Source organism: Devosia sp. (assembly GCF_048261455.1).
Lineage (GTDB): Bacteria > Pseudomonadota > Alphaproteobacteria > Rhizobiales > Devosiaceae > Devosia_A.
The window spans coordinates 160,987-172,735 of the sequence record NZ_JBLXGA010000008.1 but is presented as its reverse complement, the minus strand read 5'-3'; the positions used below and the strand labels follow the sequence as shown (position 1 = coordinate 172,735).

At 64.4% G+C, this 11,749-nt stretch carries 14 protein-coding genes and 1 tRNA gene; 14 read left to right on the top strand and 1 reads right to left on the bottom strand.

Annotated elements, in window-relative coordinates; all coding sequences use genetic code 11:
• The 4 genes from ACN0TK_RS10910 to ACN0TK_RS10895 form a co-directional block, all read left to right on the top strand.
• Positions 1–593: ABC transporter permease (locus ACN0TK_RS10910; RefSeq protein ID WP_417309517.1), on the top strand; the 593-nt coding region annotated here is incomplete at its 5' end.
• Positions 593–1,618: an ABC transporter ATP-binding protein gene (locus tag ACN0TK_RS10905; RefSeq protein ID WP_417309516.1), complete on the top strand. Its 1,026-nt coding sequence runs from the start codon at positions 593–595 to the stop codon at positions 1,616–1,618. The genes ACN0TK_RS10910 and ACN0TK_RS10905, both read left to right, overlap by 1 nt.
• The gene (locus ACN0TK_RS10900) at positions 1,615–2,592 is read left to right on the top strand and encodes an ABC transporter ATP-binding protein (protein ID WP_417309515.1); all 978 of its coding nucleotides are present in this window, start codon (positions 1,615–1,617) and stop codon (positions 2,590–2,592) included. Before ACN0TK_RS10905 ends, ACN0TK_RS10900 begins: the two co-directional genes overlap by 4 nt.
• The gene (locus ACN0TK_RS10895) at positions 2,589–3,293 is read left to right on the top strand and encodes an aspartate/glutamate racemase family protein (protein ID WP_417309514.1); all 705 of its coding nucleotides are present in this window, start codon (positions 2,589–2,591) and stop codon (positions 3,291–3,293) included. The genes ACN0TK_RS10900 and ACN0TK_RS10895 overlap by 4 nt, the downstream gene beginning before the upstream one ends.
• Before the next feature lie 269 nt (positions 3,294–3,562).
• Here ACN0TK_RS10895 and ACN0TK_RS10890 read toward each other — a convergent pair.
• Positions 3,563–3,652, bottom strand: a tRNA-Ser gene (locus ACN0TK_RS10890).
• Positions 3,653–3,755: 103 nt separating this feature from the next.
• Here ACN0TK_RS10890 and ACN0TK_RS10885 point away from each other — a divergent pair.
• The 10 genes from ACN0TK_RS10885 (at position 3,756) to ACN0TK_RS10840 (ending at position 11,748) form a co-directional block, all read left to right on the top strand.
• The gene (locus ACN0TK_RS10885; RefSeq protein ID WP_417309513.1) at positions 3,756–4,202 is read left to right on the top strand and encodes a gamma-glutamylcyclotransferase family protein; all 447 of its coding nucleotides are present in this window, start codon (positions 3,756–3,758) and stop codon (positions 4,200–4,202) included.
• Between the two features lie 20 nt (positions 4,203–4,222).
• Positions 4,223–4,966, top strand: a complete 744-nt coding sequence (locus tag ACN0TK_RS10880; RefSeq protein ID WP_417309512.1) for an MBL fold metallo-hydrolase — start codon at positions 4,223–4,225, stop codon at positions 4,964–4,966.
• A 228-nt stretch (positions 4,967–5,194) separates the two neighbouring features.
• A complete protein-coding gene (locus ACN0TK_RS10875) occupies positions 5,195–5,968 on the top strand; it encodes a 50S ribosomal protein L21 (protein ID WP_417309511.1) in 774 nt (257 codons plus the stop codon).
• Positions 5,969–5,980: 12 nt separating this feature from the next.
• The gene (gene rpmA / locus ACN0TK_RS10870; protein ID WP_417309510.1) at positions 5,981–6,247 is read left to right on the top strand and encodes a 50S ribosomal protein L27; all 267 of its coding nucleotides are present in this window, start codon (positions 5,981–5,983) and stop codon (positions 6,245–6,247) included.
• Between the two features lie 137 nt (positions 6,248–6,384).
• On the top strand, positions 6,385–7,053 hold the full coding sequence (locus ACN0TK_RS10865; protein ID WP_417309509.1) for a Type 1 glutamine amidotransferase-like domain-containing protein: 669 nt from the start codon (positions 6,385–6,387) through the stop codon (positions 7,051–7,053).
• On the top strand, positions 7,050–7,673 hold the full coding sequence (locus ACN0TK_RS10860) for a GNAT family N-acetyltransferase (protein WP_417309508.1): 624 nt from the start codon (positions 7,050–7,052) through the stop codon (positions 7,671–7,673). Before ACN0TK_RS10865 ends, ACN0TK_RS10860 begins: the two co-directional genes overlap by 4 nt.
• 31 nt (positions 7,674–7,704) lie before the next feature.
• Positions 7,705–8,283 (top strand): GNAT family N-acetyltransferase, encoded by a 579-nt coding sequence (locus ACN0TK_RS10855; protein WP_417309507.1) that lies wholly within the window; start codon positions 7,705–7,707, stop codon positions 8,281–8,283.
• Positions 8,280–9,323, top strand: coding sequence for a GTPase ObgE (obgE, locus tag ACN0TK_RS10850; protein WP_417309506.1), 1,044 nt, complete (start codon positions 8,280–8,282; stop codon positions 9,321–9,323). The genes ACN0TK_RS10855 and obgE overlap by 4 nt, the downstream gene beginning before the upstream one ends.
• Complete coding sequence (gene proB, locus ACN0TK_RS10845) at positions 9,323–10,465, top strand: glutamate 5-kinase (protein WP_417309505.1); 1,143 nt, start codon at positions 9,323–9,325, stop codon at positions 10,463–10,465. Before obgE ends, proB begins: the two co-directional genes overlap by 1 nt.
• A complete protein-coding gene (locus tag ACN0TK_RS10840; protein ID WP_417309504.1) occupies positions 10,465–11,748 on the top strand; it encodes a glutamate-5-semialdehyde dehydrogenase in 1,284 nt (427 codons plus the stop codon). Before proB ends, ACN0TK_RS10840 begins: the two co-directional genes overlap by 1 nt.
• The last annotated feature ends 1 nt before the right edge of the window (position 11,749 follow it).

Genomic DNA, 11,749 nt, shown 5'->3' with positions numbered 1-11,749 from the left:
CCCTGATCATGGGGCTGGCGCCAGTCGGCCTCGCACTTCTCATCGGAGGCAGTCTCGGCACTCTAGCGGGCTTCGCTGGTGGATGGGTGAATGCCGCGATCATGCGCACAACCGACGTCTTTTTCGCCTTCCCTTCCGTGCTGCTTGCCGTCGCCGTGGCCGGCGCGCTCGGCCCGGGCCTCGCCAACTCGATTCTCGCGCTGACCATCGTATTAATCCCTCCTCTCGTGCGCGTGGCGGAGAGCGCTACCACGCAGGTGCGCGCGCTTGATTACGTCGAGGCGGCACGAGCCAGCGGCGCTGATACGATTTCCATTATTCGCGTCCACGTCCTGGGCAATATCCTCGGGCCGATTCTGGTCTATGCGGCGAGCCTCTTGTCCGTCGCCATCATCATGTCGGCCGGTCTGTCATTCATCGGCCTGGGCGCACGCCCGCCCACCCCCGAATGGGGCCTGATGCTCAACTCGCTGCGCTCCGCGATCTACAGCCAGCCGCTTATCTGCGCCCTTCCCGGCGTGTTCATCTTCGCCGTGTCACTGTGCTTCAACCTGCTGTCGGACGGCCTGCGCTCCGCCATGGAGATATCCTGATGTCCGCGCCCGCCACCCACCCGGTCACGGCGCCTGTTCTCACCGTGGAGGGCCTTGAAAAGCGGTTCGCCGTGCGCGGTACTTTCGGGCGCAACGCAAAAACCGTGCATGCCTTGTCTGAAGTCTCGCTCAGCGTGCGAAAAGGACAGACCGTTGGCATTGTTGGCGAAAGCGGTTGCGGCAAGTCGACTGTTGCTCGCGTGATTATGGGCTTGATCCGGCAGGATGACGGGATAATCCGCCTGCATGGCCAGCCGAGCGACCACCTCCCCGCCAGCCTGAAGAAGCGCCGCCGCATCGTGCAGATGGTGTTTCAGGACAGTTCAGCGTCTCTCAACCCGCGGCTGAACATCGAAGCGTCCATTATGTTCGCGCCAATGGTCAACGGCACCTCGCGGGACGAGGCCCGCACGCACGCCCATCATTTGCTCGAACGAACAGGACTGGACCCGGCGCAGTTCGCGGGCCGCTATCCGCACGAACTCTCCGGCGGACAGCGTCAGCGGGTGAACATCGCGCGCGCTTTGGCGCTGCGTCCAGAACTGATCATTTTCGACGAGGCGGTGTCGGCACTCGACAAGTCCGTGGAGGCGCAGGTGCTCAATCTGCTGCTCGATCTCAAGAAAGAGTTCGATCTCAGCTACCTGTTCATCTCACATGATCTGAACGTTGTGCACTACATCTCGGACGATCTTGTCGTCATGTATCTCGGCCAGATCGTTGAACGCGGCCCGGCTGACCTGATCTATGCGCACCCGGGCCATCCCTATACCCGCGCCCTTCTCGCCGCCATGCCGAACCCGGACCCGGAAACGCGTACTGAGACCGCGCCCGTGTTCGGAGACCCTCCCAGCCCCATAGACCCGCCCTCCGGTTGCCGCTTCCACACGCGCTGTCCGTTCGCGGAAGCCGTCTGCGAGGCATCACAACCGGACCAGCAAAGGATCGGTGCAGATCATGACGTTGCGTGCCACATGGCGGACGGCACATCAGGTCACAGCCGGGCCGGGAGCATCGAACAATGAGCGATCCCTTGCTTCAGGTCGACGACCTGCAGGTCCGCTTCCGGACGCCACGTGGACCCGTCACTGCGGTGAACGGTGTGAGCTTTTCCCTGCGCGGCGGGGATGTTCTGGGAATTATTGGCGAGTCCGGCAGCGGCAAGAGCGTCACCATGCAGGCGATCCTGCGCATACTCCCGGAAAAGCGCAGCACGGTAACCGGATCGATCCGGCTCGAAGGAACCGATGTGCTCTCACTGTCGGCAAAAGCCCTGTCTCGCTATCGCGGCAGCGACGTGTCGATGATCTTCCAGGAACCGGCGTTGTCGCTCGACCCGGTATTCACTATTGGCCACCAGATCGCCGAGACGGTGCAGCGGCATACGGGATGTGATCGACAGGCGGCAAGGTCCCGTGCCCTCGAAATGCTCGAGCGCGTCAAGATCCCGTCGGCGCGCAGCCGAATGGACACCTATCCCCACGAGATGTCAGGCGGCATGCGGCAGCGCGCCATGATCGCCCTCGCGCTGTCCTGTTCTCCGAAATTGCTGCTTGCCGATGAGCCCACCACCGCGCTCGATGCGACGGTGCAAATCCAGATCATCCTGCTGCTGCGCGAACTGCAGCGCGAGCTTGGCATGGCTGCGATGTTCGTCACCCATGATGTGGGTGTAGCCGCAGAGGTCTCTGACCAGATCGCTGTGATGTACGCGGGGCGCATCGTCGAATACGGTAGCGCCACACAGGTGCTCAAGACGCCGCTGCATCCCTACACGCAAGGCCTGCTCGCATCCACAGTGTATGGCGGCCTGGGCAAGGCGCGTGTCTATGCCATCCCTGGCATGCCACCTGACCTGCAAAACCTTCCGAAAGGCTGCAGTTTTGCACCCCGTTGCAACGCCGTTACCGAGGCGTGTCATCGCGCCCCGCCCCCACTGACCCCAATGCCCGGCGACCGGCGGGTCGCCTGCATACATGCCGGTGTGGTGCCGCAATGACGCCGACGCCGCGCATAGCGCTCCTCAATCCCAACACGAATGCTGAGACGACCCGCGTGATGGCCCGCATCGCAAGTGACGCAGTGGAAGACGCGTTTTTCGACGCGCGTACAGTGCCCTTCGGCCCGCCCATCATCACAACCGAAGCCGGACTGCACCGCGCCGGAGAACAGGTCGTGAGTTCAGGAAAGATCCTGCACCGGGAAGGGTTTGATGGAATCTTGGTCGCCGGATTCGGGGACCCGGGTCTGCACTGCCTGCGCGAGATCATCTCGACCCCGGTTACCGGCATCGCAGAGGCTGCTTTTGCCGAAGCGACACAGCATGGGGGCAAGTATTCGGTTGTAACGACGACGCCTGATCTTAAGGCCTCGATCCACGACACGGCTTCGCGTTACGGCTATGGCGAGAACCTCGTCAGCGTCCGCATAACGCCAGGCGCCCCGGAAGTCGTGATGGCCGAACCCGAGCGGCTTGCCCAGGCGTTGCACAGCGCCTGCCTGGAATCGATCCGCCTAGACCGTGCCGAGATCATCATAATCGGCGGCGGGCCCCTCGCGCTCGCTGCCGAGACAATCGCCAGCGAATTGCCGGTGTCGCTCATTAATCCGGTCATAGCCGGCGCAAAGCTGGCTTGCGCCCGAGCAGGGATCGTCCGCTCAGATGGCCAGACGGCATACACCCCGAGAGCATCTAGATGAGCATGTGCTGAAAGCTGCTGACGCCCTCGTTTATTCTCACCGAGGGACAAGGCACTTCGCGGCAACTGTCAGGCGCGGAGGACGCACGGCCGATTTCTGGAATGGGGCGCGAAGCCGAAACGCGTTGGTACGCGCTCCCAGGGTCAATATCTTCCCAAAACATGTCCAATGACGTCCAGCGACAGCCGAGCTGAATGGGCAGTAATGTTGGGCGACATTAATCGACATCGCAAAATATCGATGCATTACATATGTTTAGTGAAAGGAAGTGGCGGAGAGGGAGGGATTTGAACCCCCGATGGAGTTGCCCCCATGCCGCATTTCGAGTGCGGTGCATTCGACCACTCTGCCACCTCTCCGCGAGGTCGTCCTGGACCGCATAAGCGGCTGGTCGGGAACGGCGGGCTTATGGCATAGCATGGACGCCCCTGCAACAGTCTTTCCCAGCATCACGAGGTCGGAATGACGCTGCCGCTTTTCTTCTACGGAACGCTGCGCGATCCGGACGTTGCCGCCACCGTGCTGGGGCGCCCGCTGACGCCCGCGCATACCCATGCCGCCACCGCGCCGGGGTCTCGCACCGTGTTCTTTCCCGGCCGCACCTATCCCGTGGTCATCCGCCAGCCGGGCGCCACTGCAGAAGGCCTGCTGATCACCGACGTGACCCCCTTCGAGCGCGACCTGCTCGATGCCTTCGAGGGCGAGGACTACCGCCGCGCCCCACTGCCCGTCATGGTCGATTCCGAGCTGTTTGAGGCCGACACCTACCTGCCCGTGGCGCCCGTCACGCTGGCTCACGACTGGTCACTTTCGCGTTGGCAGGCGGAACATAAGCCCCAGGTGTTGCATGCTCATGCAGGCAGTGCCGCGCAGCTCCGCCTGCGCCTGCTGGCCCTCAGACCGCATTGATCAGCCAAAGGGATACCAAGATGTTCAAACGCCGTACCGTGCTCGTGGGGCTGGGCGCCCTCCCCTTCGTCGCCGGAACACGCTCCGTCTTCGCCCAGGCCGCGTCCGACACTGTGATGACTGCCGATGGCGAAATCGGCATTCATCCGCTGCAACACGCCAGCTTCGTCATGACCTATGGCGACCAGGTCTTTTATTTCGACCCCTCGGATGTGTCGTTCGAGGGCCAGCCCAAGCCGACGGCCGTGTTCATCACCCATGCGCATGGCGACCATTTCAACGCCGAAGCGCTGCCCGCCGTCGCCGGCGATGCGCCGATCTACACCAACGAAGACGTCTATTCGAAACTGCCCGAGGGCCTGAAGGCACAGGCCACAGCCCTCAAGAATGGCGACACCACCGAGGTGAATGGCATCCCGGTCGAGGCGGTCCCTGCCTATAATGTCACCGAGGACCGGCTGAAATATCACCCCGAGGGGGTCGGCAACGGCTATGTGCTGACCCTGGGCGACAAGAAGGTCTATGTCGCCGGCGATACCGAACCGACGCCGGAAATGCTGGCAATGACCGGCATTTCGGTCGCCTTCCTGCCAATGAACCTGCCCTATACGATGGATATCGAACAGGCTGCCGAGGCGGTGAAAACCTTCACGCCGGAGATCGTCATTCCCTACCATTATGGCGAAAGCGACGTTGAAGCCTTCAAGTCCATGGTCGGCGACACCGCCGAGGTGCGTCTGCTGGCCTGGTATCCGGCCGGCTGACCACCATCTCAAACCCGGCCCGGCGCTTGACTCGCCGGGCCATTGCCGCCATAAGCCCCATCGACTTGCGTGCCGGGATTCCTGCGCGCATTTTTAGCTTTTGAAAACGCTGTCCGAGGCTGCCGCCAACCTGAGGTTGGCCATGTCCCGAAGTCCGCAGGATCAGGCAATCGCCTGCGGCGCCACAGGGCGCGACAACAAGGAGACCGGCGTTACGCTGGTACGCGAATGACGTTTGCAGTGATCAAGACGGGCGGCAAGCAGTACAAGGTTGCCCCCAACGACGTTATCAAGATCGAAAAGATCGCGGGCGAGCCCGGCGATGTCGTGACCTTCGACGAAATCCTCATGGTTGGCGAAGGCGACGACGTGACCGTTGGCGCCCCGCTGGTGGAAGGCGCATCGGTTGCCGCCCACTTCGTCAGCACCAAGAAGCAGCGCACCGTTATCATCCTGAAAAAGGAGCGCCGCCAGCATTACGATCGCCGCAATGGCCATCGTCAGCTGCTGTCGACCGTGCGCATCTCCGAGATCCTGACCGGCGGCAAGAAGCACTCGACCAAGGTCGATGAAGTTGCCAAAGCCCGCTACGAGAAGGCAGCTGCCGCCTCTGGCGCATCCGAGAGCGTTTCGGAGGCCCCGGCCGCCAAGAAGGCTGCTCCGGCCAAGAAGACCGCTGCCAAGAAGACCGAAACCAAGACCAAGGCAGAGCCCAAGGCTGCGGCCGACGGTTTCGTCGACGATCTGAAGTTGATCGGCGGCGTGGGCCCGGCGCTCGAGAAGAAGCTCAATGGCATTGGCATCACCAGCCTGAAGCAGATTGCCGAGTGGACCGCCGAGGATGTCGCCAGCTTTGACGATAAGCTGGACTTCAAGGGCCGCATCGAGCGTGACGAATGGGTGAAGCAGGCCCAGGATCTGGTTGCTGGCAAGTCCGACCAGGCCGCAACCGAAAAGAAGCCGGCCAAGAAGGCCGCTTCCAAGAAGTCCGATCAGGAATAAGGAGACTTACCGATGGCACATAAGAAGGCAGGCGGTTCCTCCCGCAACGGTCGCGATACAGCTGGTCGCCGTCTCGGCGTCAAGAAGTTCGGCGGCGAAGTCGTGATTCCGGGCAACATCATCATCCGCCAGCGCGGCACCAAATGGCACCCCGGCACGGGCGTGGGCATTGGTGTTGACCACACCATCTACGCGCTTGTCCCGGGCACCGTGGCGTTCAAAACCCGCGCCAACAACAAAACCTTCGTGTCGGTAATGCCGGCAGAAGCCGCAGAATAATCCGGTGAGGCCTTTGCGACCCTGCCGGAGACCAGCTCCCCGGCAAGGCGCCAAGACCATCGGCCCTGCACGAAATTTCCGAAAGGGGAGCCGGAATCCGGCTCCCCTTTTGTCATTTCGCTGTGGGGGCGATGAAAATGAGACTGTATTTGAGTTCACGGCGGATCGGCGATCATGCCGGATCCCTGTTGGCGATGCTGGGTAGCGGCGGGCGTGCCGCACTCATCGCCAATGCGATGGATGGCAGCGCCCAGCGCCGGCCGCATCGCCTGGTCCAGCCACCGGAAGACCCGGGGGCGGACCTTCATGCCCTGGGCATCGACACGATAGCGCTCGATCTGCGGCACTATTTCGGCCGCCCCGAGGCGCTGCGCCGCGCACTCGAGGGCATCGACCTCGTCTGGGCGGCAGACGGCGATGTCTTTGTGCTCAGGCGCGCCATGCGTCAGTCTGGCTTTGACGACTTGATCGTGGAGCTGCTTGACGAGGACCGTCTGGTCTATGGCGGCAGCGGCGCCGGCGCGATGGTCGTCGCCCCCTGCCTCGGCGGGCTCGAAGCCATGGGCGACCCCGAAGACATCCCGCAAGGCTATGACCCAGCACCCGTGCGCGACGGGCTGGGGCTCATCGACCATGTGCTGGTGCCGCACTATCGCTCGCACCACCCGGCCAGCGCCGCCGCGGAACGCACCCTGCGCCATCTGGCCGCCCGCGGCCTGCGCTGCCGCGCCTTGAGCGATGGCGAGGTTTTGCGCTGGACCGAAACCCGGCACAGTGAACTGACCGACTCGCGGAGGATCGCATGAAGGACAATGACCGCACATCCACGCGCGTGGTTGGCACCGAGGCCCAGGCGCGTCAGATCGCCGATGCAGCGGCACGGCTGGCGGCCCGGCGCCAGCGCGATGCCCTGCCCCACCGCATCAACACGCCCCGGCTGGTGCTGCGCGCCCCGATCCGTGGCGACGTGCCCGATCTGGTGGCGCTCGCCAACAACAAGGCGATCGCCGCAAAACTGTCGCGGCTGCCCAGCCCCTATACGCGGGCCGACGGTGTGGCCTTCGTCGAGATTTTCGCACAGCGCGCCGATCAACGCCCCTACGCGATCACCCTGGGCGACCGGATGATTGGCGTGGTGGGCCTGACGCTGAGCAGCGACGAGCCGGCCGAGCTCGGCTACTGGCTGGGCGAACCCTATTGGGGTAAGGGCTATATGTCTGAGGCGGTGAAGGCGCTGCTCACGGCCGCGTTCGAAACCAAGCTGTTTCCCGAACTGCAGGCCCGGGCCCTGGCCGATAACGCCGGCTCGCTGCGGGTGCTGGAAAAGAGCGGCTTCGTGCGCACCGGCGAAGAGATCGAAGGTGTTGGCACGCACGCCGGCAAGGCGCTGGTGCTGCTCAGAGCGGAGCCCCCGAGATGGCTCTGACTGATTGTGAAATCCACGGCAGGAGGCTGCCGTGGACGCGACGTTGACGACCGGGCGGCTGGTATTGCGCCAGCCGGTAATGGCGGACGCGCCGAGGTTGTCGCGCCTGCTCGACAATTTTGCCGTGGCCGGCAATCTCAGCCGCGTGCCCTATCCCTATCGGCTCAGCGACGCCAAATGGTGGCTGCGGCTATGGCGCGCCGACAGCCCGGCGGCAGACACCAACTTCGTCGTCGAACTGCCCGGTGAGGGACTGATCGGCATTGTCGGGCTCCACGCCGACACACCGGGCACGGTCATCGGCTACTGGCTGGGCGAGCCCTACTGGAACCGAGGCTTCATGAGCGAGGCCGCCGCTGCCTGTGTCGACTGGTATATGGGGACCACAGACGCCGACGCGCTGCACTGCGGCGCCTTCCATTTCAACAAGGCGTCCCTGGCCATTCAGCGCAAGCTCGGCTTTACCGAGATCGGCACCTCAACCCGGCTGTGCCTTGCGCGCGGCGAGGAGGTGCGCCATATCGACACCCAACTGACACGCACGGCGTGGACCACACGCCAGGCTTTGGCGACTGCGGCGACAACCGGCGCGCAAAAGGAAAACCGATGAAATTCCTCGATCAGGCCAAGGTCTATATCCGCTCGGGCAATGGCGGTGCCGGCTCGGTCTCGTTTCTGCGCGAAAAATTCCGCGAGTTCGGCGGCCCCGATGGCGGCAGCGGCGGACGCGGCGGCAATGTCGTCGTCAAATGCGTCGATGGGCTGAACACGCTCATCGACTATCGCTTTCAGCAGCATTTCAAGGCGCAGACCGGCGTTCACGGCATGGGCCGCAACCGCACCGGTGCCGATGGCGCCGACGCCATCCTGAAAGTGCCGGTCGGCACGCAGATCTTCGAGGAAGACGGCGAGACGCTGATCGCCGACCTGACCGAGGTCGGCCAGGAGGTGGTGCTGCTGTCGGGCGGCAATGGCGGCTTCGGCAATGCCTATTTCAAGACCAGCGCCAACCAGGCGCCACGCCGCGCCAACCCCGGCCAGGAAGGCCGCGAAAAAACCATCTGGCTGCGGCTCAAGCTGATCGCCGATGCGGGGCTCGTGGGTCTGCCCAATGCCGGAAAATCGACCTTCCTCGCCGCCGTCTCGGCAGCGAAACCGAAGATCGCCGATTATCCCTTCACGACGCTCCATCCAAATCTGGGGGTGGTCGGCGTCGGCGACCGCGAATTCGTCATGGCCGATATTCCCGGCCTGATCGAAGGCGCCAGCGATGGCCACGGCCTCGGCACGCGGTTCCTCGGCCATGTCGAGCGCTGCGCCGTGCTGCTGCATCTGATCGACGGCACCGCCGAGGACATCGAGACCGCCTATCGCACCATCCGCACCGAGTTGAACGCCTACAGCATTCCGCTGGCCGACAAGCCCGAGGTGCTGGTGCTCAACAAGATCGATGCGCTCGATGAAGACGAGATCGCCGAAAAGCTGGCGCTGCTGAAAAGCCTCAGCGACGGCGAGGTGATGGCCGCGTCGGGCGCCACTGGCACCAATGTAGACAAGGTCCTGTTTCGGCTGCTCGCGGCGATCGACGCCGAAAAGGCCGAACGCGACGAGACCGAACGCCGCAAGATCGAGCCGACCTGGGTGCCGTGATGACCGGGCTCGCGCCGCTCGCGCCCTACCGCCGGATCACCATCAAGATCGGGTCGGCCCTCCTGGTCGACGCCGACACCGGCCGGCTGCGCACCGACTGGCTGGATTCGATGGCCGACGATCTGGCGGCCCTGCAGCGCGATGGCGTGTCGCTGGTGGTGGTGTCGTCGGGGGCGATTGCACTCGGCCGCCGGCTGCTCAATCTCAACGCGCTGGCGCTGTCGCTCGAACAGAGCCAGGCCGCGGCCAGCGCCGGGCAGATTGCGCTCAGCCAGGCCTGGGCCACGGCGCTCGGCCGGCACGACATCGTCACCGGACAGATCCTGCTGACGCCCAATATCACCGAGGAACGCCGCTACTTCCTCAATGCGCGCACCACCATCGCGACGCTGCTCGGGCTCGGCGCCATTCCGATCATCAACGAGAACGACTCCGTTGCGACGGCCGAAATCCGCTATGGCGACAACGACCGCCTGTCCGCCCGCGTCGCGACCATGGTCGAGGCCGATTGCCTGGTGCTGCTCTCCGATGTCGACGGGCTCTATACAGCGCCGCCGGGCCGCGCGCCCGACGCGCAACACCTGCCCTATGTGCCTGCCATCACCCCGGAGATCGAGGCCATGGCCGGTGGCGCCGCCAGTCACCTGAGCCGCGGCGGCATGACGACCAAGATCGAGGCCGGCAAGATCGCCACCCAGGCGGGGACGGCGATGATCATCGCCAAAGGCAATGATCTGCACCCGCTGCGTCGGCTGGCCGAAGGCGAGGCCCATACCCTGTTTGCCGCGGCGGACTCGCGCGCCCAGGCCCGGAAACGCTGGATCATGGGGACGCTGGAACTCGCCGGCGCCTTTCACGTAGATGCCGGCGCGGCGCGGGCCCTGCTGAACGGCAAGAGCCTGCTGCCGATCGGCCTGACCCGGGCCACGGGCGACTTCATCCGCGGCGATGCCGTCGCCATCATCGACCCCGAGGGCCGCGAGATTGCCCGTGGACTGGCTGGCCTCGGACGTGAACAGGCCGATATGGTCAAGGGCAAGAAATCCGATCGCGTTGCCGAGCTTCTGGGCGTCGGCACGCGATCCGAACTGGTGCACCGCGACAATATGGTGGTGCTGCTGGGCCAGGAGGCGAAAGTTTGATGAGTGCTGTGACCGCCCTCGAGACCGATCTGAGCGCAACGATGCTGGAGCTGGGCCGCAAGGCCCGCGCAGCAGCCGATACGCTCGCCTTTGCCGAACCCGAAAAAAAGACCGCCGCGCTCGTCGCCGCAGCCGATGCGCTTGATACGCGCCGCGACGATCTGCTGTCTGCCAATGCACTCGACATGCAGGCCGCCGAGACCAAGGGCATTTCCAAGGCCTTTCTCGACCGCCTGAAGCTCACCGACCAGCGCATCGACGCCATGATCGAGGGGCTGCGCACCATCGCCGCCCTGCCGGACCCGGTGGGCGCGGTCATGGCGGAATGGACGCGCCCCAATGGCCTCGTCATGTCCCGCGTCCGCACGCCTTTGGGCGTCATCGGCGTGATCTTTGAAAGCCGCCCCAATGTCACGGCCGATGCCGGCGCGCTGACGCTGAAATCGGGCAATGCCGTCATTCTGCGCGGCGGCTCGGACAGCGTGAACTCGTCGCGTGCCATTCACGCCTGCCTCGTCGAGGGGCTGAAATCGGCCGGCCTGCCCGAGCACGCCATCCAGATCGTCCCGACCACCGACCGCGCCGCCGTGGGCGAGATGCTGCAGGGCCTTGGCGGGACCATCGACGTCATCGTGCCGCGCGGCGGCAAGACGCTGGTGGCGCGCGTGGAAGCCGAGGCCCGCGTGCCGGTCTTCGCCCACCTCGAAGGCATCTGCCACACCTATATCGATGCCTCGGCCGACCGCGACATGGCCGTGGCGGTGACGCTCAACGCCAAGATGCGCCGCACCGGCATCTGCGGCGCCACCGAAACCCTGCTGGTCCACGGCGACGCAGTCGACACGCATCTCAAACCGGTAATCGCCGCACTGATCGACAAGGGCTGCGAGATCCGCGGCGATGCGCGCGTTCAGTCCATGATTCCCGAGGCGGTGGCCGCCACCGAAGAGGATTGGCGCACCGAATATGAGGACTCGATCATTTCCGTGAAGGTCGTCGAGGACGTCGGCGCGGCGATTGCCCATATCGGCAAATATTCGTCGCACCATACCGAGGCGATCATCGCCGAGGACCCGAAGGCCGTTGCACGCTTCTTCAACGAGGTCGATTCCGCCATCCTGATGCACAATGTCTCGACCCAGTTCGCCGATGGTGGCGAATTCGGCTTCGGCGGCGAGATCGGCATTGCGACGGGAAAATTCCACGCCCGCGGTCCGGTCGGCGTCGAGCAGCTGTGCACCTTCAAATATCTGGTGCGCGGCACCGGCCAGACGCGGCCGTGAC

Coding starts and splice junctions, on each gene's coding strand:
- ACN0TK_RS10905 (WP_417309516.1), top strand. CDS start 593: ATGTCCGCGCCCGCCACCCACCCGGTCACGGCGCCTGTTCTCACCGTG.
- ACN0TK_RS10900 (WP_417309515.1), top strand. CDS start 1,615: ATGAGCGATCCCTTGCTTCAGGTCGACGACCTGCAGGTCCGCTTCCGG.
- ACN0TK_RS10895 (WP_417309514.1), top strand. CDS start 2,589: ATGACGCCGACGCCGCGCATAGCGCTCCTCAATCCCAACACGAATGCT.
- ACN0TK_RS10885 (WP_417309513.1), top strand. CDS start 3,756: ATGACGCTGCCGCTTTTCTTCTACGGAACGCTGCGCGATCCGGACGTT.
- ACN0TK_RS10880 (WP_417309512.1), top strand. CDS start 4,223: ATGTTCAAACGCCGTACCGTGCTCGTGGGGCTGGGCGCCCTCCCCTTC.
- ACN0TK_RS10875 (WP_417309511.1), top strand. CDS start 5,195: ATGACGTTTGCAGTGATCAAGACGGGCGGCAAGCAGTACAAGGTTGCC.
- rpmA (WP_417309510.1), top strand. CDS start 5,981: ATGGCACATAAGAAGGCAGGCGGTTCCTCCCGCAACGGTCGCGATACA.
- ACN0TK_RS10865 (WP_417309509.1), top strand. CDS start 6,385: ATGAGACTGTATTTGAGTTCACGGCGGATCGGCGATCATGCCGGATCC.
- ACN0TK_RS10860 (WP_417309508.1), top strand. CDS start 7,050: ATGAAGGACAATGACCGCACATCCACGCGCGTGGTTGGCACCGAGGCC.
- obgE (WP_417309506.1), top strand. CDS start 8,280: ATGAAATTCCTCGATCAGGCCAAGGTCTATATCCGCTCGGGCAATGGC.
- proB (WP_417309505.1), top strand. CDS start 9,323: ATGACCGGGCTCGCGCCGCTCGCGCCCTACCGCCGGATCACCATCAAG.
- ACN0TK_RS10840 (WP_417309504.1), top strand. CDS start 10,465: ATGAGTGCTGTGACCGCCCTCGAGACCGATCTGAGCGCAACGATGCTG.